We start from the raw sequence: 20669 nt of genomic DNA, 5'->3' as shown, positions 1-20669 counted from the left end.
GCAAATCATTGTGCCCGGCGGCGCTACGCTGCACGGGCCTACAAAATCCCAGGCCGGGTAAGGCGAAGCCGCCACCCGGCACACGGGCATCAGGCCGTTCGCGCCACCGCGTCACGCGAGGCCGCATCGCGCGCTTCACCGGTCAGCTCGCTCAGCCTGCCGTCGCGCATCTCCAGCAAGCGGTCAGCGTGAATAAAGTAATGATCGTCGTGGCTGATGGCGAAAATGGTTTTGCCCATCTCCTGCATCAGCGGCAGCAGCACCTGATAAAACTCGCGGCGGAAGTGCGGGTCCTGATCCGCCGCCCACTCGTCGAGCAGAATGATGTCACGCTCTTCCGCCAGCGCCAGCAGCAGCGCCACGCGTTTTTTCTGCCCTTTGGAGAGTTTGAGGTTAAGGATCTTGCCGTCCTGAAGTTCCAGCTTGTGCGACATCTGCAGGTGCGCCAGCCATTTTTCCACCAGCGCAGGATTGGCCTGCTGCCCTTCCGGACCCAGCAGTTGCTCAAACAGCCAGACGTCGGTGAACACCGCTGAGAAAAGCTTGCGGTAGTCCTCGGGCTTCTCCGCGCTCAGCGCTCTGCCATCCAGTAAAATCTCGCCCGACTGAGGCTGATAAAGGCCAGTGAGCAGCATCGCCAGCGTCGATTTACCGCTGCCGTTGCCGCCAATCAGGAACAGCAGCTCGCCGCGGCGGATCGTCAGATTGAGCGGCCCCACGGAGAAGGCGCTGTCCTGATAACGGAACGTGACGTTACGCAGCTCGAGCGTCTGCCAGTTCGGGAAGGCCTGCGGGCGCGGGAATTCGGGCTTAAACGGCGCGAGATCGAATTTTTTGAGTTTATTAAAGGCCACCTGCGCACTCAGCAAGGTGGGCAATGCGCCCACCGCCGAGAGCAGCGGCGTGCGCAAAAACAGCAGCGTCAGTGAGTAGGTTGCCGCGACGTTGGTATCCGCCCAGCCCAGGCTGTTCGCCATCCAGAACACCAGGCCAATGGCGCCCAGCATCATAATGTTTGACCAGTTCACCGCGCTCAGGTGGAAGGTATCGGCGCGAATGATATGGTGCCGGTATTCGCGCGCGTCCGGAATATAGAGATGGTTAAAGATATACTCGGCGCGCTCGCGGTTCAGGGTGAGTTCTTTGCGCCCTTCCAGTACCGTCTGGTAATCGTTATAGAGCTTATCTTCAGTTTCGCGCAGGACCGCCATGTGTTTATAGACGCGGGACACCAGCACAAAACCGCCCCAGATGGTGATGGCAATCCACAGCGCAGTCACCGCCAGCATTTTGCTGGAGAGCCAGGCGAGATAGGCCGCCGAGCCGAAGGTCAGAATGATCCCCTGCACCAGCTCCGGCAGACGAACGAACGCGATAGTAATGGCGCGAACGTCGCTGGTCAGCCCCGCCAGCAGGGAGGCGCTGCCGAGCTGCTCGACGCGCTCGACCTGAGTGTCCAGGATGCGCTTGATAAACTCGCTGCGCAAACGGAAAACGAAATGGTGGCCGAGCGCGGTCAGTGCCAGCTGGGAGCCGAGCGTAACCGCCATCAACAGAAGCAGCAGGCCAAGAAACTCCGGCAATACGGAGAGCGAGGTGTCGACCATTTCAATCAACCGCACGTTAATAAACGCGATCAGGCCAATACCCAGCGCGGCGCTGGCCAGGCTTAACGCCATGACGGCGACGAAGGGCCAGCGGTACTGACGCCAGACGAGGAGAAGTAGTTGCATGCAGGCAATCCGGACAATAAAAATCAGCGAGCAGTGTAAACTGCCCTGCGCGGACATCAAGAATAATTCTTATTTTAGTTTACGCATCCCCGCCTGACGGAAGGTCAGATTAAAGCGGTACTCGCCCGTGAGGGGGTGAACGCCGGGTTTCAGCGGCTGAATGCCGTGATAGTAAAGCCGCGATTCCCTGCCCCACACCACCACATCGCCATGTTCCAGCATGATGCGTTTGAGCGGATCGTTGCGGCGTAATCCCCCAAACTGAAAGACGGCGGGCAGGCCTAACGATACCGAAACGATAGGCGCGCGCAGATCGGGCTCATCCTTGTCCTGATGCAGCGAGAGCTTCGCCCCGACGGCGTAGCGGTTGATCAGACAGGCGTCAGGACGGAAGTCAGGATAATCCGCCGCCACGGCAGCCTCGTGACAAAGTGCCTGGAAAACCGCAGGCATGGGAGGCCACGGCCGACCTGTCGTGGGATCGTTCGGAGCATACATATACCCACGTTCGTTTGTCGCCCAGCCCAGTTCGCCGCAGTTGGCCATGCCCACCGACATGGTGTAGCCGCCCGGCGTCACCATATGGCGAAACGGTGAAGCCGCTGTGACCTCTTCAATACCGGCAAGCAACGCCTCCGTACGGGAGAGAGCAAAGCGACGCAGGATCGCTGCCCCCGGCGCAAGCGGCTCCTGCCAGGGTTCAGCATCCGCAAAAAGATCGAGCATTATCCCTCCCGGCGTTTCGCCTCACGTTTTAGCAATAGCGCTTTTCGCGCCGCCCCCCAGCGATAGCCCGACAGCGCGCCGTCGTTGCGAACCACGCGATGGCAGGGGATCACAATCGCCAGCGTGTTGGCCGCACAGGCTCCGGCGACGGCGCGTACCGCACTGGGCTGACCAATCGCCTGCGCCACCTGCTGGTAACTTGCCGTTTCACCGCAGGGAATTGCGCGAAGGGCCTGCCAGACGCGCTGCTGGAACGCGGTACCGCGAATATCCAGCGGCAGCGCAAGCAGTACGTCGCGGTTATCAATACTGGCAATGACCTGATGGATCCGCTGTACGAAGGCGTCGTCCCGCGGCGCGTGCGTTGCTTTTGGAAATTGCGTGGCAAGCTCTGCGGTTAATTCAGCATCGGTGTCACCCAGCAGAATCGCGCAGATCCCCCGCTCGCTTTCGGCGACCAGACAGCGTCCTAACGAACAGTCATCGATGGCATACCGAACGGCCACCTCTCCTTTACGGTACTGCTTCGCCGTCATGCCCAACGCATCGTTGGCTTTACGATAATAACTGCTGCTGTCGGGAAATCCCGCTGCCAGTACGGCATCGGTAATTTTGTCTCCCTGCGCAAGCGCGGTGCGCAGACGCTGACCCCGCGCCGCCTGCTGCCAGGCTTTTGGCGTCATGCCGGTCACGGATTTAAACAGGCGGTGGAAATGGAAAGGACTCATGGCAACCTGCTCCGCCAGCCTCTCCAGAGTTAGCGCAGGATCCTGCTCCAGAAGCCGGCAGGCGTGTTCCACTTTTGCCAGCTTTTGCGCCTGCGGGTCGCGCTTGTCCGGCATGCAGCGCTTGCACGGACGAAAGCCCGCCTGAGCGGCGTGCCGGGCATCGGGATAAAAGCGGACATTTTTACGCAGCGCGTGGCGGGCGCGGCATGACGGACGGCAGAAAATACCGGTCGTCTGCACGGCGAAGACAAACTGATCGTCAGCGAGCGGATCGCGGGCCAGCACGGCCTGCCAGCGATCCTCATCGGTAGTGAAGGTTGGGTTTTTCATGATCGGCTCCTCGTATAAGCATACATAGAGCGTGCCTGAGCGCCACCGATAAAAAACCCGCAACCTTGCTTTTTAATTTTTGTCGCTGACCAGGAAACTGTTGAACTGCGGCGAGCTCCAGGTTTTAAACCCGTCGCCCTCTTTGGTGATCATATAAACCGCCAGCCCTTCCTGACGAACCACCTCTTTGGCTTTCTCCGGGCCAAGAACCATTAATCCGGTATCCCAGGCATCCGCTTCCAGCGCGGTGGGGGCAATGACCGTTACCGAGACCAGGTTATGCGTGATGGGGCGGCCGGTCTGCGGATCAATCACGTGCGAAATACGCTTCCCGTCAAGCTCGTAATAGTTGCGATAGCTTCCGGAAGTGCTGATGCCATGTCCGTTGATATCCACTATCGCCTGCACGGCATTTTGCCGATCCGTCGGTTTTTGAATCGCCACGCGCCACGGTTTATCGCTGGCGTTCATGCCCCGACTGACCAACGCGCCGCCCACGGAGACCAGATAACGGGAAATCCCCTCCTGCGCCATCAGTGCAGCAAGATGATCCGCCGCGTAGCCTTCCCCGACCGTCGACAGATCGACAAACAGATCGGGAATATCTTTCTGCAGGTAATGCTGCCCGTACTGGTTGATGACGGTCAGATGCTGTAGCCCGGTCCGGGCGCGGGCGTCATCAATGGCCGCCTGTTCGGGCGTCTTCACCGGCTGTTTATTCGGGCCAAAACCCCAGAGGTTCACCAGAGGACCGACGGTCACATCCATCGCCCCGTTGGTTTTATAACCTACGCGCATTGCCTCGGTCACGATATCGGCCATCGCCTCGCTCACCGGCCACAGAGAGGTGCTGGTTGAGAGGTTAAAGCGCATCAGCGCCGAGTCATTTTTATAGGTCGACAGCAGCTGATCGTCGGCGTCCAGCTGTGCCTGGATTTTGCCGCGAAGCTCATCCGTGCGCGTTTTATCGAGGTTCATCACGCTGACGCGCCAGAAGGTGCCCATCGTTTTGCCTTCGAGCACCGTCGCGGCAGGTGCGTCGGTTTTCGCCACGGGCGCGGGATCGTTACACGCGGTCAGGAAAAAAAGCATAGCCAGAAAGCTGGCGCGTAAAAAAGTCATGTCCATTCATTATTATCCTCATGCCAGGGCGGCAAGAGTACACCAAAACGGGTGAGTTGTGAGAATCAGAAAGGCACAAAAAAGGGGCCATCAGGCCCCTTACGTCACACGATGGCGCGATTAGAACTGGTAAACCAGACCCAGCGCGACGATATCGTCAGTACCGATACCCGCCTGACGGGTGAATTCATTTTCATCAACCAGGTTGATTTTGTAATCCACGTAGGTGGACATGTTTTTGTTGAAGTAGTAAGTCGCACCCACATCAACATATTTCAGCAGATCCTGATCGCCGAAGTTTTCGATGTCTTTGCCTTTAGACTGCAGGTAAGCCACGGATGGACGCAGGCCGAAGTCGAACTGGTACTGAGCAACCACTTCGAAGTTCTGCGCTTTGTTAGCAAAGCCGTAAGCGGTAGTTGGGTTGCTGCCGTTAGAGGTACCAAAACGGGTTGCGTTGTAGGTCTGAGAGTACTGTGCTGCCAGATAGATGTTGTTGGCATCGTACTTCAGGCCACCAGAATATACTTCTGCGTGATCCCCTTTACCGTATACGCCCAGTGCGTTCTGATCGGCGGTACGTTTGGAGGAGGACATCGCACCACCCACGCTGAAACCTTCGCCCAGGTTATAGGTCACGGATGCACCGTAGCCATCGCCGTTCTGGTTCAGCAGGCTGCGACCGTCGGTGTTTTCACCGCTTACGCTGCCGTTTTTGCCCTGATACTGCAGAGCAAAGTTCAGGCCATCAACCAGACCAAAGAAGTCCTGGTTACGGTAGGTTGCCACGCCGTTAGCACGAGACTGGAGGAAGTTGTCGGCACCGTAGGTGTCACCGCCGAATTCTGGCAGAACGTCGGTCCAGGAGGTCACGTCGTAAATCACGCCGTAGTTACGACCGTAATCGAATGAACCTGCTTCCGCGAACTTCAGACCTGCAAACGCCACACGAGTCCAGGACTGGTTGTCGCCTTCGTCCTTGTTGCCCTGAATCTGGTATTCCCACTGGCCATAACCGGTCAGCTGATCGTTAACCTGAGTTTCACCTTTGAAGCCAAGACGCATGTAGGTCTTGTCGCCGTCGTTACCCTTGTCGTCAGAGAAATAATGCAGACCATCGACTTTGCCGTACAGATCTAATTTGTTGCCATCTTTGTTATAAATTTCGGCCGCATTTGCTGCGCCTGCCACCAGGAGTGCTGGTACCAGGAGGGACAGTACTTTAACTTTCATTTTATTAACCCTCTGTTATATGCCTTATAATTGCCACTGCTTACTGGTTAACCCTCATTAACCAGTCGGCAATTTCATTCTCCGCAAAATTACAGAATAATCCAATGCGAATATGATACGAAAACTTTGAAGATGTTTCATTTGTCCATCAAGATGTTTCAAAATGTAAATATCAAGGAACTTTTACAAAGCACAAATAGCTTATAAATTTAGCACTTATAATCAAAAGAAAAATCATACATATATTAATCAATAACTTATAATAAAAATCGTTACAGCACTGAATGACAAAACAAGATCGCGGCTAATCTCTAAAATATCTCTCGCTATCATCATTAACTTTATTTATTACCGTCATTCAGTTTTGAATGTCTGTTTATCCCTAATTGAGCCGGATGCTTCGCATTCGGTTTTTTTTTACCTTTCTTTACGCAACGCCTCATTTTTTGTGCTACCGCACCGAAATTGTAACGACTATTAACTAAATTCTCCCCGGCCATCTTTCGCTAACACACAATTGATGTAAAACTTAATTTCTTGTTAATTCGTGCTATTTGCTGGCCAGGCGCACTTTTTATTTGTACGCGCAGGACGAGTTTGTACATGTTTACCGCGCCACCCGCCGCCGGTATTGTCCGTTGAAAAAGTCGCCTGTTCCCGGACGGTGGCGCTGGAAATTCAGTTATTACCCTTTATACTGCCCTATCGCCACAGAGCATGACCATGACGGGTTAAAGATATCAATGAGTCAGACTGAAACCACCGCCCCGAGCAAATTCTCCCTCCTCCCCGGGAGCATCACCCGTTTCTTTCTTCTTTTGATCGTTGTGCTGTTAGTGACCATGGGGGTGATGGTACAAAGCGCGGTTAACGCCTGGCTGAAGGATAAGAGCTATCAGGTCGTCGATATCACCCACGCCGTGCATAAGCGCATCGATACCTGGCGCTACGCCACCTGGCAGATTTACGACAATATTGCGGCCGCCCCGGCCTCCTCATCCGGAGATGGACTTCAGGAGACGCGGCTTAAGCAGGATGTCTATTACCTCGAAAAACCGCAGCGTAAGACTGAGGCGCTCATTTTTGGCTCTCACGACAGCGCAACGCTCGAGATGACACAGCGTATTTCGACCTATCTGGATACCCTCTGGGGGGCCGAAACGGTGCCGTGGTCGATGTACTATCTGAACGGTCAGGACAACAGTATGATCCTGATCTCAACCCTGCCGTTAAAAGATCTCTCTTCCGGGTTTAAAGAGACCACCGTGGGCAGCATCGTCGACTCCCGCCGGGCAGAGATGCTGCAGCAGGCGAATGCCCTTGATGAACGTGAGAGCTTCTCTTCCCTGCGTCGTCTGGCCTGGCAAAACGGTCATTATTTTACTCTGCGCACCACCTTCAACCAGCCAGGACATCTGGCGACGGTTGTGGCCTTCGATTTACCGATTAACGATTTAATCCCGCCGGACATGCCGCTCGACAGCTTCCGTCTGGAGCCCGACAACAGCACCCAGAACATGCGTGCGGCATCTGACAAAGAGGCCGCAGAAAGCGTCTCGATCTCCTTTAACGGCTCAAAAATCGAAATTGCCTCATCCCTGAACTCGACCGGTATGCGTCTGGTGTGGCAGGTGCCGTTTGGCACGCTGCTGCTCGATACCCTGCAAAATATCCTGCTGCCTCTGCTGCTGAATATCGGTCTGCTGGCGCTGGCGCTGTTTGGCTACAGCACCTTCCGTTTCCAGCCGGGGCGTCAGAGCGACGCCTCTGCGGTCCCGGCAGGCACCAGCAATGAACTGCGCGTGTTACGTGCGCTAAATGAAGAGATTATTTCCGTGCTGCCGCTTGGGGTCTTAGTTCACGATCAGGAAGCGAATCGTACGGTAATGAGCAATAAAATTGCCGACCATCTGCTGCCGCATCTTAACCTGCAGAACATCACCACCATGGCGGATCAGCACCAGGGGGTGATCCAGGCCACCATCAACAATGAGCTGTACGAGATCCGTCAGTTCCGCAGCCAGGTCGCCTCCCGCACGCAAATTTTCATCATTCGCGATCAGGATCGCGAGGTGCTGGTGAATAAAAAGCTCAAGCAGGCGCAAAGACTGTATGAGAAAAACCAGCAGGGGCGCGCCGCATTTATGCAGAACATTGGCGATGCCTTCAAGCAGCCGTTAAAAACGCTGGCGACCCAGGCGGCGGCGTTAAATACGTCAGAAAGCCACCAGCTTGCCTGTCAGGCCGACTCGCTGGTCAGAATGGTTGACGAGATCCAGCTGGCGAACATGCTGGAGAATGATTTCTGGAAAGGAACACCAACCCTCTTCTCTATTCAGGATCTGATCGATGAAGTGGTTCCGGAAGTCCTGCCCGTGATTAAGCGTAAAGGGTTGCAGCTGCTGATCAATAACAATCTTCCAGCAAATGACGAGCGCCACGGCGATCGTGAAGCGCTGCGCCGCATACTGTTGATGATCATTCAGTACGCGGTGACGACCACGCAGATCGGCAAGATCACCCTCGAAGTCAGTACGGAGGAGTCGGCAGAAGACCGCCTGACGTTCCGCATCCTCGACACCGGGGAAGGCGTCACCACGAGTGAAATTGATAATCTCCACTTCCCGTTCCTGAACGACACGCAAAGCGATCGCTACGGCAAGGCCAATGCCCTCACCTTCTGGCTGTGCGATCAGCTGGCACGCAAGCTCGGCGGCCATCTGAATATCAAAGCCCGTGAATCCCTCGGCACCCGCTATTCTCTGCACGTGAAAATGGCGGCCAATCCGCAGGAAGAAGATGAAGAGCGTCTGCTGGATGATGTCGTGGTGATGGTCGATGTGACCTCGAACGAGATCCGCAATATTGTCGTTCGTCAGTTAGAAAACTGGGGGGCGGCCTGCATCACGCCGGATGAAAGACTTGCAAGTCAAGAATTTGATCTGTTTTTAACTGATAATCCGTCTAATCTTACTGCCTCCGGCTTGCTTTTAAGCGATGATGAGTCAGGCGTGCGGAAAATCGGCCCTGGCCAGCTGCGCGTCAACTTTAATATAAGCAATGCGATGCAGGAAGCTGTACTACAACTAATAGAAGAGCAGCTGGCGCAGGAAGAGATAGCGGAATCCCCGCTTGGCGGTAATGAAAATGCCGAGCTTCACGCCAGCGGATACTATTCACTCTTTGTTGATACAGTACCAGATGATGTTAAGCGGTTGTATACTGAGTCCGCTGCGAATGATTTTGCAGCGCTGGCACAGACAGCACACCGGCTTAAAGGGGTGTTTGCCATGCTTAATCTGGTTCCCGGCAAGCAGTTATGTGAAACGCTGGAACATCTAATTCGTGAGAAAGATGCCTCTGGCATTGAAAAATACATCAGCGACATTGACGCCTACGTCAAAAGCTTGCTGTAGCAAGGTAGCCTTATACATGAACAATATGAACGTAATTATTGCCGATGACCATCCGATTGTACTGTTCGGTATTCGCAAATCACTTGAACAGATCGAGTGGGTGAATGTAGTCGGTGAATTTGAAGACTCTACAGCACTGATCAATAACCTCCCAAAGCTTGATGCACACGTGCTCATTACCGATCTCTCCATGCCCGGAGACAAATACGGTGATGGGATCACGCTCATCAAATATATTAAACGTCACTTCCCGGATATCTCGATCATTGTTCTGACCATGAACAACAACCCGGCGATCCTGAGCGCGGTACTGGATCTGGATATCGAAGGGATTGTGCTGAAACAGGGCGCACCGACCGATCTGCCTAAAGCGCTTGCGGCGCTGCAGAAAGGCAAGAAGTTCACGCCTGAAAGCGTTTCTCGTCTGCTGGAAAAAATCAGCGCGGGTGGCTACGGTGACAAACGTCTGTCGCCGAAAGAGAGTGAAGTTCTGCGCCTGTTCGCAGAAGGTTTCCTGGTGACCGAGATTGCCAAGAAGCTGAACCGCAGTATTAAAACCATCAGCAGCCAGAAGAAATCAGCGATGATGAAGCTGGGTGTGGACAACGATATTGCTCTGCTGAACTATCTCTCCTCCGTCACGCTGAGTGCAACTGACAAAGATTGATCTCCGCTGTCTATGCCGGGTGGCGCTCACGCTTACCCGGCCTACAGACCCCGCAGAAAAGGCCCTTCCGGGCCTTTTTTATATTCTCGTTTTTCTCACGCGCTCTGCGTAAATCGACAATGTCTGCTTCAGCACGTCCAGCGTCACCGGTTTCGACAGACAGCTGTCCATGCCTGACTCCAGACAGCGCTGCTTCTCTTCCGCCAGCGCGTTCGCCGTTACGCCCACCACCGGCAGCGTCAGGCCAAGCTGCCGGATGCGCTGCGTCAGACGGTAGCCGTCCATGTTAGGCATGTTGACGTCGCTCAGCACGATATCAATATGATTCTTACTCAGTACGTTCAGCGCATCCACGCCGTCATTGGCGGTTTTGCACTGGTAGCCCAGCGATCCAAGCTGGTCAGCCAGCAGGCGGCGGTTAATCGGATGGTCATCCACCACCAGAATCATCATATCGTCATTCACCGACGCCAGAGACTCCGGTGACGGCAATCCGCCCGCGCCGTCGCGCTCTTCCAGCTCCACTTTGTAGATGCGTGCCAGCAGGCTCAACAGCTCGTGCGGCGTCGCAACACTGTGTACCCATTCCCCAGGCGCTCGCTCGACGGGAATGCCGATGTGGCGACGGCAGAAGAGCACCGACCCTCTCCCCTGCCACGGCTGCTCCTGCATCTCGTCGGCGATCAGCACATCGTCAACGTCCGGTGTTTGACCTTCATAGCGGCACACCCTCACGCCGCAGTGGGTCAGCAGCGCCGTCAGATAGTCATTCAGCGAGGCGTTATGCACCGCCAGCCAGCAGCGCTTATCGCTCAGGCCATCTACCGTGGCTTTTGCCGGATATTGCGCAGAATAGAGCGGAATGCGGATGGTGAACTGGCTGCCCATGCCGGGCTCGGTATCTACGGAGATATCGCCGTCCATCATGCTGACGAGCTTCTCACAAATCGCCAGCCCCAGTCCGGTGCCCTGGAAGTTACGCTGCACGCCGGTACCGACCTGGAAGAACGGATCGAACAGGCGAACCACCTCCTTCGCCGGAATGCCGACCCCCGTGTCGCGCACGCGAATGCTCAGGTAATCCCCTGCCCGGCAGACGTGCAGCACAATACAGCCGGTATCGGTAAATTTGATGGCGTTGCTGAGCAGGTTAGAGATGACCTGCTGCAGGCGCATCGGATCGCCGTGCAGCGTCAGCGGCACGTCCGGTTCGATAAAGCAGTAGAGCCCCAGCTGTTTACGCACCACCAGCGGCAGATAGTTGGCGCTGATGTGGTTCATCACCTCGCGCGGTGAAAACTCGCGCGGCTCGATTTTCAACTGCTCGGACTCAATTTTAGAGAAGTCGAGAATATCGCTGATGATTTTCAGCAGCAGGCTGGAGGAGTTGTTCATCGCCGTCACCAGCCGGTCGACGCCTTTCGGCAGCTCTTTAGTCTGCAGCAGGTCGAGGTTACCGATAATCCCATACAGCGGCGTACGCAGCTCGTGGCTGACGGTCGCAAGGAACATGGATTTTGACTGGCTGGCCTGCTCCGCCGCCTGCGCCATCTCCTGCAACGACTCTTCCATCTTCACGCGCGCGGAGACATCCACCAGCACGCAAATCGCCACGTTTTCATTGCGATAGCGGGAATGGACAAAGCTGATCTGCAGGTTGGTGTGCGTACTGGTGAGCACGTCAACGAAGTTAACCTGCTGACCGCAGATAATCTGCGTCAGCCTCTGCCGGTCTTCGTGCGTCAGCATGTTCAGGTAGTTATGCGCCAGTTCGTTACTCAGGATGTTGGTCCCGTCCTGGGTACGCAGGATACAGATCCCCACCGGCGCCGAGGCAACAATCTTGCGGTTAAACTGCTCGTGTTCCTCCAGGCGCTGGGCGTCGCTTTCGGCGGGAATAAAGATTTTCCGCTCATACATGCGCGCCAGCGTAAACAGCGCGCCCCCCGCCAGCAGGTTGAGCAGAATTGCATTCATGATAAGAATGCGTATCCGCTCAAGCACCATATCCACCGGCAGCGAATAGACGATACTCAGCGACGAAGGCGGCAGGCTCTTCTTCAGCACCAGCTCGCGGAAGCCCGAGGTATAGCCAAACCACGACCGCTCCTGCATCCAGTGCGGTTCGACGTTCAGCCGGTTATCGGGCCCGGCAAGCGAGATCAGCTGATGGCCGTTTTCATCCAGAATGGTCACCCCCATGGGCAGGCTGCCAGGGGTGAAGAAGTTTTCCATGCGGATGGTCTGCTCAATCCCCATCAGCGCCTGCAGGCGATTACCGAGATAAACCGGCGTCAGGGCATAGAAATAGCCCACACCGGGGCGCGGGCCCTGGCTCACCCAGAAGATGTTATTCCCGCGCTCGTCCTGTGGTGCATTGCGGTATTTCACAATACGTTCATGCAGGCTTTTCAACGCATTGTCACGCTCAACGGGCACGTCGCGCAGGCCAAAGTCAGCCATGCAGAGATTTTCGCTGCCAATCAGGAAGACGCGGTTCAGGTCATAGGCGGCGGAGAAGTTGTCGCGCCAGTAGCGCATAAACCAGGCTAGCGATTCCAGCGACCCGCGCCAGGTATTGCTCATGGTGGAGCAATCGGAATCCGGGAACAGCGGCTGGAAGTCCGGAACTTCAGTTTTGTCGTTACGCCCGCGGAGCGCAAGAATACCGTTTTCCGCCGTCAGACGATTCTCGGCAATATACTTCAGCTCCTTCATGACGTCAGACGTTCGCTGAATGTAGCGCTGGGCCTGGTCGGAGCTTAAGTTAAACTCCTGGCGGATCTCCGCTTCTTTCTGATGCAGCGCATTAACGATGTAAAACACCGAGAACAAGGCCACCAGCAGCCAAAGCAGGAGCGCCAGCGCTCTAAACAGATAGCGAGAGACTTTCAGCGTAGTACGAAAGGAGACGAGGTATTTCAAGGGGGCGAGGCTCCGCCGTCGGGGTCAAAAGAATGTGGTTAAGGTAGCGGTAAACGCGCCAGGTCGCAACGTTGACTTATCTGCTTCTGCAAAAGAAAAGGGCCGGAATCCGGCCCTTTTTTGCATCAGGAGACATTACTCGTCAGCGTCATCCGCTACGTCATCGTCGGTGTCGGCTTCTGGCGCGATGTCCTCATCGCCTTCCGCGACGCTACCGTCGATGGAGTCGAGCTCTTCGTCATCCACCGGCTCGGCAACGCGCTGCAGACCCACCACGTTTTCATCTTCCGCTGTACGGATGAGGATCACGCCCTGGGTGTTACGACCCACCACGCTGATCTCAGACACGCGGGTACGCACCAGCGTACCGGCATCGGTGATCATCATGATCTGGTCGGCATCGTCTACCTGCACCGCGCCGACAACGGAACCGTTGCGCTCGGTCACCTTGATGGAGATAACGCCCTGCGTGCCGCGAGACTTGGTTGGGTATTCCCCTTCCGCCGTACGTTTACCGTAACCATTCTGCGTGACGGTCAGGATAGCCCCTTCACCGCGCGGAATAATCAGAGAAACAACGCTGTCTTCGCCAGCCAGTTTGATACCACGTACGCCCGTCGCGGTACGGCCCATTGCACGGACGGCGTCTTCTTTGAAGCGCACCACTTTACCGGCCGCAGAGAAGAGCATGACTTCATCGGAGCCCGAGGTCAGATCCACGCCAATCAGCTCGTCGCCTTCGTTCAGGTTCACGGCGATAATACCGGCAGAACGCGGACGGCTGAATTCGGTCAGCGCGGTTTTCTTCACGGTACCACTGGCGGTCGCCATAAAGACGTTCACGCCCTCTTCGTACTCGCGTACCGGCAGAATGGCGGTGATACGTTCGTTCGCTTCCAGCGGCAGCAGGTTGACGATTGGACGACCACGTGCGCCGCGGCTTGCTTCCGGCAACTGATAGACTTTCATCCAGTACAGACGACCGCGGCTGGAGAAGCAGAGGATCGTGTCATGGGTGTTCGCCACCAGCAGGCGGTCAATAAAGTCTTCTTCTTTAATACGTGCTGCAGATTTACCTTTACCGCCACGACGCTGTGCTTCGTAGTCCGTTAACGGCTGATACTTCACGTAGCCCTGGTGAGACAGGGTCACCACAACGTCTTCCTGGTTGATCAGGTCTTCGATGTTGATGTCCGCGCTGTTAGCGGTGATTTCGGTGCGGCGCTCGTCGCCGAACTGATCGCGGACCAGCTCCAGCTCTTCGCGGATCACTTCCATCAGGCGCTCTGCGCTGCCCAGGATATGCAGCAGCTCAGCAATTTGTTCCAGCAGCTCTTTGTATTCGTCGAGCAGTTTTTCATGCTCAAGGCCGGTCAGTTTCTGCAGACGCAGATCCAGAATCGCCTGGGCCTGCTGTTCAGTCAGGTAGTATTGACCGTCACGCACGCCGAACTCAGGTTCCAGCCATTCAGGACGCGCCGCGTCATCGCCCGCACGTTCCAGCATCGCGGCGACGTTGCCCAGATCCCACGGACGGGAAACCAGCGCGGTTTTCGCTTCCGCCGGGGTTGGCGCACGACGGATCAGCTCGATGATCGGGTCGATGTTGGCCAGCGCAACCGCCAGCGCTTCAAGGATATGCGCACGGTCGCGCGCTTTGCGCAGTTCGAAGATGGTACGACGGGTCACCACTTCACGGCGGTGACGGACGAACGCGCTCAGGATCTCTTTCAGGTTCATGATCTTCGGCTGACCATGGTGCAGCGCAACCATGTTGATACCGAAGGAGACCTGAAGCTGCGTCTGGGAGTACAGGTTATTCAGGACAACCTCACCCACCGCGTCGCGTTTGATCTCAATCACGATGCGCATACCGTCTTTATCAGACTCGTCACGCAGCGCGCTGATGCCTTCAACGCGTTTTTCTTTTACCAGCTCGGCGATTTTTTCAATCAGACGCGCTTTGTTCACCTGATACGGGATCTCGTGAACAATAATGGTTTCACGGCCGGTTTTGGCGTCCGCTTCTACTTCAGCGCGGGCACGGATGTAAATCTTGCCGCGGCCGGTACGGTACGCTTCTTCAATGCCGCGACGACCGTTGATGATCGCCGCCGTCGGGAAGTCCGGGCCCGGGATGTGTGCCATCAGCCCTTCAATGCTGATATCTTCATCGTCGATATAAGCCAGACAGCCGTTGATCACCTCGGTGATATTGTGCGGCGGAATGTTGGTTGCCATACCGACCGCGATACCGGACGAACCGTTCACTAACAGGTTCGGGATCTTGGTGGGCATCACATCTGGGATGCGCTCGGTGCCGTCGTAGTTATCGACGAAATCAACGGTCTCTTTTTCCAGGTCGGCCATCAGCTCATGAGCGATTTTCGACATACGGATTTCCGTATAACGCATCGCCGCAGCGGAGTCGCCGTCGACTGAACCAAAGTTACCCTGACCATCTACCAGCATGTAGCGCAAGGAGAATGGCTGCGCCATACGAACGATGGTGTCATAAACGGCGGTATCACCATGCGGGTGATATTTACCGATGACGTCACCGACGACGCGGGCAGATTTTTTATAGGCTTTATTCCAGTCATTGCCCAATACGTTCATGGCGTATAGTACGCGACGGTGTACCGGCTTAAGGCCATCGCGGACGTCCGGCAGCGCACGGCCAACAATGACCGACATCGCATAGTCCAGATAGGAGCTCTTCAGCTCTTCCTCGATGTTAACCGGTGTAATTTCTCTCGCAAGGTCGCTCATCTAACCGCTATCCCTCTACTGTATCCCGGATTCAAAGGTCGCAAATTATAACACAGCCGAGGTGATTGAGGTAAACCTATACGCTTTATTCACAGGGATTGCCTGATATACTCATTCGTCTTGCTAAATAAGGAGTAAAAGCGCCCATGAATGCCGAAAAATCCCCGGTGGCTCACAACGTTGACCACGAAGAGATTGCCAAATTTGAAGCGGTGGCGTCCCGCTGGTGGGATCTCGAAGGCGAGTTCAAACCGCTGCACCGTATTAACCCGCTGCGTCTGGGCTATATTGCGGAGCGTTCCGGCGGTCTGTTCGGTAAAAAAGTGCTCGACGTCGGCTGCGGTGGCGGTATCCTGGCGGAAAGCATGGCGCGCGAAGGGGCGAACGTCACGGGCCTGGATATGGGCTTTGAACCGCTGCAGGTTGCTCGTCTTCATGCGCTGGAGTCTGGCATACAGGTGGACTACGTGCAGGAAACCGTGGAAGAACACGCGGCAAAACATGCTCATCAGTACGATGTGGTGACCTGCATGGAGATGCTGGAACACGTTCCCGATCCGCAGTCCGTGGTGCACGCCTGTGCAAAACTGGTGAAACCGGGTGGACAGGTCTTCTTCTCGACCATCAACCGCAACGGTAAAGCCTGGCTGATGGCCGTCGTTGGCGCGGAGTATGTGCTGCGCATGGTGCCGAAAGGCACACATGACGTGAAGAAATTCATCAAGCCTGCCGAACTGTTAGGCTGGGTCGACCAGACGTGGCTCAAGGAGCAGCACATCACCGGCCTGCACTACAATCCGCTGACCAATAAATTCAAACTCGCACCGGGCGTTGATGTTAACTATATGTTGCATACAACCGCCAAAAACGACTAACGTCATTCGTTATTCTTATAAAGATTGCGCGACATCATGTTGCGCAATTCTGACCGCCCGTTGAAGAAATCAGCACTCGATCAAATTTTGAATTTTTTTTCTTAATTATTGACATGTCTTCCAGGCCTTACGGTACGAGGACTTAGCCTTTTTTACCCTTTCACAACCTCAATTTAACGTCAAAATCAACCCTTGTACTGAAAAGAATCCTTACTAGAATACTCACCATATAGCGTTTTTCTTATCGCAAACCCCCTATATGTAGTATTTATCCACAGAGTTAGTCACAAGACGGTTCTGTGGATAAGCGGGGGATATTTTTTTATTTCACGGACAGGTAAACCCCACATGAATCAGAGTCTGCTGGTGACAAAGCGCGACGGTACTACCGAGCGTATCAATCTGGACAAAATCCATCGAGTTCTCGACTGGGCAGCAGAAGGACTGAACAACGTATCTATCTCCCAGGTTGAACTGCGTTCACACATCCAGTTCTACGACGGCATCAAAACGTCTGATATCCACGAAACGATCATTAAAGCGGCGGCGGACCTCATCTCCCGCGAAGCACCGGATTATCAGTACCTCGCTGCACGTCTGGCGATTTTCCACCTGCGTAAAAAAGCCTACGGCCAGTTTGAGCCGCCGAAGCTTTACGATCACGTGGTGAAAATGGTTGAGCTGGGCAAATACGACACGCATCTGCTGGAAGACTATACGGAAGAAGAGTTCGAGCAGATGAACGGGTTTATCGATCACTGGCGCGACATGAACTTCTCCTACGCGGCGGTGAAGCAGCTCGAAGGCAAATACCTGGTTCAGAACCGTGTAACCGGTGAGATCTACGAAAGCGCCCAGTTCCTCTATATTCTGGTGGCCGCCTGCCTGTTCTCTAACTATCCACGTGACACCCGTCTGGATTACGTGAAGCGTTTCTACGATGCGGTATCGACGTTCAAGATTTCACTGCCGACGCCAATCATGTCTGGCGTGCGCACCCCAACCCGTCAGTTCAGCTCCTGCGTACTGATCGAGTGTGGTGACAGCCTGGATTCCATCAACGCCACGTCCAGCGCCATCGTGAAATACGTTTCCCAGCGTGCCGGTATCGGCATCAACGCCGGTCGCATCCGTGCGCTGGGCAGCCCGATTCGCGGCGGTGAAGCATTCCACACCGGCTGTATCCCGTTCTATAAGCACTTCCAGACGGCGGTAAAATCCTGCTCTCAGGGCGGCGTGCGCGGCGGTGCTGCGACCCTGTTCTACCCTATGTGGCACCTGGAAGTGGAAAGCCTGCTGGTCCTGAAAAACAACCGTGGTGTTGAAGGCAACCGCGTGCGTCACATGGACTACGGCGTGCAGATCAACAAGCTGATGTACACCCGTCTGCTGAAGGGCGAAGAGATCACCCTGTTCAGCCCGTCCGACGTCCCGGGCCTGTACGACGCGTTCTTCGCCGATCAGGACGAATTCGAGCGTCTGTACACCAAATACGAAAAAGACGACAGCATCCGCAAGCAGCGCGTGAAGGCGGTGGACCTGTTCTCCCTGATGATGCAGGAACGTGCCTCTACCGGCCGTATCTACATCCAGAACGTTGACCACTGCAACACCCACAGCCCGTTTGATCCGGTGGTTGCACCAGTGCGCCAGTCTAACCTGTGCCTGGAGATCGCCCTGCCGACCAAACCGCTGGAAGACGTGAACGACGAAAACGGTGAAATTGCGCTGTGTACGCTGTCCGCGTTCAACCTGGGTGCCATCAAGAGCCTGGACGAGCTGGAAGAGCTGGCCGTGCTGGCGGTTCGTGCGCTCGACGCCCTGCTGGACTACCAGGATTACCCAATCCCGGCCGCGAAACGCGGTGCGATGGGGCGTCGTACCCTGGGTATCGGCGTGATCAACTTCGCCTACTGGCTGGCGAAAAACGGCAAGCGTTACTCCGACGGCAGCGCCAACAACCTGACGCACCAGACGTTCGAAGCGATTCAGTACTACCTGATGAAAGCGTCCAACGAGCTGGCGAAAGAGCAAGGCGCGTGCCCGTGGTTCAACGAAACCACCTACGCGAAAGGCATTCTGCCAATCGACACTTACAAGAAAGACCTGGATGCGATCGTCAGCGAGCCGCTGCACCTCGACTGGGAAGGCCTGCGCGAGTCCATCAAGACTCACGGCCTGCGTAACTCCACGCTCTCTGCCCTGATGCCGTCCGAGACCTCTTCGCAGATCTCTAACGCCACCAACGGTATTGAGCCGCCGCGCGGCCACGTCAGCATCAAAGCCTCGAAAGATGGCGTGCTGCGTCAGGTGGTGCCGGATTACGAGACGCTGGGTGACAACTACGAGCTGCTGTGGGAAATGCCAAACAACGACGGCTACCTGCAGCTGGTGGGTATCATGCAGAAGTTTATCGACCAGTCGATCTCTGCCAATACCAACTATGACCCGACGCGCTTCCCGTCCGGCAAGGTGCCGATGCAGCAGCTGTTGAAAGACCTGCTGACCGCCTATAAATTTGGCGTGAAAACGCTGTACTATCACAACACCCGTGACGGTGCGGAAGACGCGCAGGACGACCTGGTTCCGTCAATTCAGGACGATGGCTGCGAAAGCGGCGCATGTAAGATCTAATGTAAATGCCGGGTGGCGCTACGCTTACCCGGCCTACGTTTTTAGGACACACTCATGGCATATACCACCTTTTCACAGACGAAAAACGACCAGCTCAAAGAGCCGATGTTCTTCGGCCAGCCGGTCAACGTGGCACGCTACGATCAGCAAAAATATGACATCTTCGAAAAGCTGATTGAAAAGCAACTCTCCTTCTTCTGGCGTCCGGAAGAAGTGGACGTCTCCCGCGACCGTATTGACTACCAGTCTCTGCCGGATCACGAAAAACATATCTTCATCAGCAACCTGAAGTACCAGACGCTGCTGGACTCCATTCAGGGCCGTAGCCCGAACGTGGCGCTGCTGCCGCTGATCTCGATTCCTGAGCTGGAAACCTGGGTGGAAACCTGGGCGTTCTCTGAGACGATCCACTCCCGCTCTTACACCCACATCATCCGCAACATCGTGAACGATCCGGCGGTGGTGTTTGACGATATCGTCACCAACGAGCAGATCCAGAAGCGCGCGGAAGGCATTGCCCATTACTACGACGAGCTGATCGAGATGACCAGCTACTGGCACCTGCTGGGCGAAGGCACCCACAACGTGGATGGCAAAACCATCACCGTGAACCTGCGCGCGCTGAAAAAGCAGCTGTACCTGTGCCTGATGAGTGTTAACGCGCTGGAAGCGATCCGCTTCTACGTCAGCTTCGCCTGCTCCTTCGCCTTTGCCGAGCGCAAGCTGATGGAAGGCAACGCCAAAATCATCCGTCTTATTGCCCGCGATGAAGCCCTGCACCTCACCGGTACCCAGCACATGCTGAACCTGCTGCGCAGCGGCACGGACGATCCGGAAATGGCGGAAATCGCCGAAGAGTGCAAGCAGGAGTGCTACGACCTGTTCGTGCTGGCGGCTCAGCAGGAGAAAGAGTGGGCAGACTACCTGTTCCGCGACGGCTCCATGATTGGCCTGAACAAAGACATCCTGTGCCAGTACGTTGAGTACATCACCAACATCCGCATGCAGGCGGTCGGTCTCGACCTGCCGTTCCAGACGCGCTCTAACCCGATCCCGTGGATCAACACCTGGCTGGTGTCCGATAACGTGCAGGTTGCGCCGCAGGAAGTGGAAGTAAGTTCTTATCTGGTCGGTCAGATTGATTCTGAAGTCAACACCGACGACCTGAGCGACTTCCAGCTCTGATGTCACGCGTCACGTTAAGTCTTTCCGGCACTGAGGTACTGTGTCGGGAAGAGCACCCTTCTCTGCTGGTGGCGCTTGAGGCGCATCAGGTCGAAGTAGAGTACCAGTGTCGTTCCGGCTACTGCGGCTCTTGCCGCTGCCGTCTGGTCGCCGGCCAGGTGGACTGGCTGACCGAACCGCTAGCCTTTATCAACGAAGGGGAAATTTTGCCCTGCTGCTGCCGGGCAAAAGGCGATATCGAGATCGAGATGTGAATGTGTCGGGTGGCGCTTCGCTTATCCGACCTACAAAACCGCAGTTCGTAGGCCGGGTAAGGCGCAGCC

Annotated in this window: 13 protein-coding genes; 6 read left to right on the top strand and 7 right to left on the bottom strand. The window is 55.6% G+C overall.

Going from position 1 to position 20669, the window contains the following annotated elements; translation table 11 throughout:
- Positions 1 to 89: 89 nt before the first annotated feature.
- From AA74_RS0120345 to AA74_RS0120325, 5 genes are all read right to left on the bottom strand, one after another.
- Entirely contained in the window at positions 90 to 1733 is a 1644-nt protein-coding gene (locus AA74_RS0120345) for a multidrug ABC transporter permease/ATP-binding protein (protein WP_025913168.1), read from the bottom strand.
- A gap of 69 nt (positions 1734 to 1802) precedes the next feature.
- Positions 1803 to 2459, bottom strand: a complete 657-nt coding sequence (alkB, locus tag AA74_RS0120340) for a DNA oxidative demethylase AlkB (RefSeq protein ID WP_025913167.1) — start codon at positions 2457 to 2459, stop codon at positions 1803 to 1805.
- A complete protein-coding gene (gene ada, locus AA74_RS0120335) occupies positions 2459 to 3517 on the bottom strand; it encodes a bifunctional DNA-binding transcriptional regulator/O6-methylguanine-DNA methyltransferase Ada (RefSeq protein ID WP_025913166.1) in 1059 nt (352 codons plus the stop codon). The genes alkB and ada overlap by 1 nt, the downstream gene beginning before the upstream one ends.
- Positions 3518 to 3589: 72 nt before the next feature.
- Positions 3590 to 4645 (bottom strand): FAD:protein FMN transferase ApbE, encoded by a 1056-nt coding sequence (gene apbE / locus AA74_RS0120330; protein ID WP_025913165.1) that lies wholly within the window; start codon positions 4643 to 4645, stop codon positions 3590 to 3592.
- A gap of 114 nt (positions 4646 to 4759) precedes the next feature.
- A complete protein-coding gene (locus AA74_RS0120325; protein WP_008500242.1) occupies positions 4760 to 5872 on the bottom strand; it encodes a porin OmpC in 1113 nt (370 codons plus the stop codon).
- 743 nt (positions 5873 to 6615) lie between these two features.
- Here AA74_RS0120325 and rcsD point away from each other — a divergent pair.
- A complete protein-coding gene (rcsD, locus tag AA74_RS0120320; RefSeq protein ID WP_021241536.1) occupies positions 6616 to 9288 on the top strand; it encodes a phosphotransferase RcsD in 2673 nt (890 codons plus the stop codon).
- A gap of 16 nt (positions 9289 to 9304) precedes the next feature.
- A complete protein-coding gene (gene rcsB, locus AA74_RS0120315) occupies positions 9305 to 9955 on the top strand; it encodes a response regulator transcription factor RcsB (RefSeq protein WP_003859405.1) in 651 nt (216 codons plus the stop codon).
- A gap of 78 nt (positions 9956 to 10033) precedes the next feature.
- Here rcsB and rcsC read toward each other — a convergent pair whose 3' ends face one another.
- Both rcsC and gyrA read right to left on the bottom strand, forming a co-directional pair.
- Positions 10034 to 12880, bottom strand: coding sequence for a two-component system sensor histidine kinase RcsC (gene rcsC, locus AA74_RS0120310; RefSeq protein ID WP_008500240.1), 2847 nt, complete (start codon positions 12878 to 12880; stop codon positions 10034 to 10036).
- A 135-nt stretch (positions 12881 to 13015) separates the two neighbouring features.
- A complete protein-coding gene (gyrA, locus tag AA74_RS0120305; RefSeq protein ID WP_008500239.1) occupies positions 13016 to 15652 on the bottom strand; it encodes a DNA topoisomerase (ATP-hydrolyzing) subunit A in 2637 nt (878 codons plus the stop codon).
- Between the two features lie 146 nt (positions 15653 to 15798).
- On the opposite strand from gyrA, the gene ubiG reads away from it, so the two are divergent.
- The 4 genes from ubiG to yfaE all read left to right on the top strand — a co-directional run bounded on the left by ubiG (position 15799) and on the right by yfaE (position 20600).
- Positions 15799 to 16527, top strand: coding sequence for a bifunctional 2-polyprenyl-6-hydroxyphenol methylase/3-demethylubiquinol 3-O-methyltransferase UbiG (gene ubiG / locus AA74_RS0120300; RefSeq protein ID WP_025913163.1), 729 nt, complete (start codon positions 15799 to 15801; stop codon positions 16525 to 16527).
- 348 nt (positions 16528 to 16875) lie between these two features.
- Positions 16876 to 19161, top strand: coding sequence for a class 1a ribonucleoside-diphosphate reductase subunit alpha (gene nrdA / locus AA74_RS0120295; protein ID WP_008500237.1), 2286 nt, complete (start codon positions 16876 to 16878; stop codon positions 19159 to 19161).
- 54 nt (positions 19162 to 19215) lie between these two features.
- The gene (gene nrdB, locus AA74_RS0120290) at positions 19216 to 20346 is read left to right on the top strand and encodes a class Ia ribonucleoside-diphosphate reductase subunit beta (RefSeq protein ID WP_025913162.1); all 1131 of its coding nucleotides are present in this window, start codon (positions 19216 to 19218) and stop codon (positions 20344 to 20346) included.
- Positions 20346 to 20600, top strand: coding sequence for a class I ribonucleotide reductase maintenance protein YfaE (yfaE, locus tag AA74_RS0120285; protein WP_008500234.1), 255 nt, complete (start codon positions 20346 to 20348; stop codon positions 20598 to 20600). Before nrdB ends, yfaE begins: the two co-directional genes overlap by 1 nt.
- Positions 20601 to 20669 lie beyond the last annotated feature (69 nt).

It is taken from the genome of Enterobacter sp. 5-4 (assembly GCF_000612205.1).
GTDB lineage: Bacteria > Pseudomonadota > Gammaproteobacteria > Enterobacterales > Enterobacteriaceae > Enterobacter > Enterobacter roggenkampii.
The sequence above is the reverse complement of the archived record's forward strand: the minus strand, read 5'-3'. Positions and strand labels throughout refer to the sequence as shown.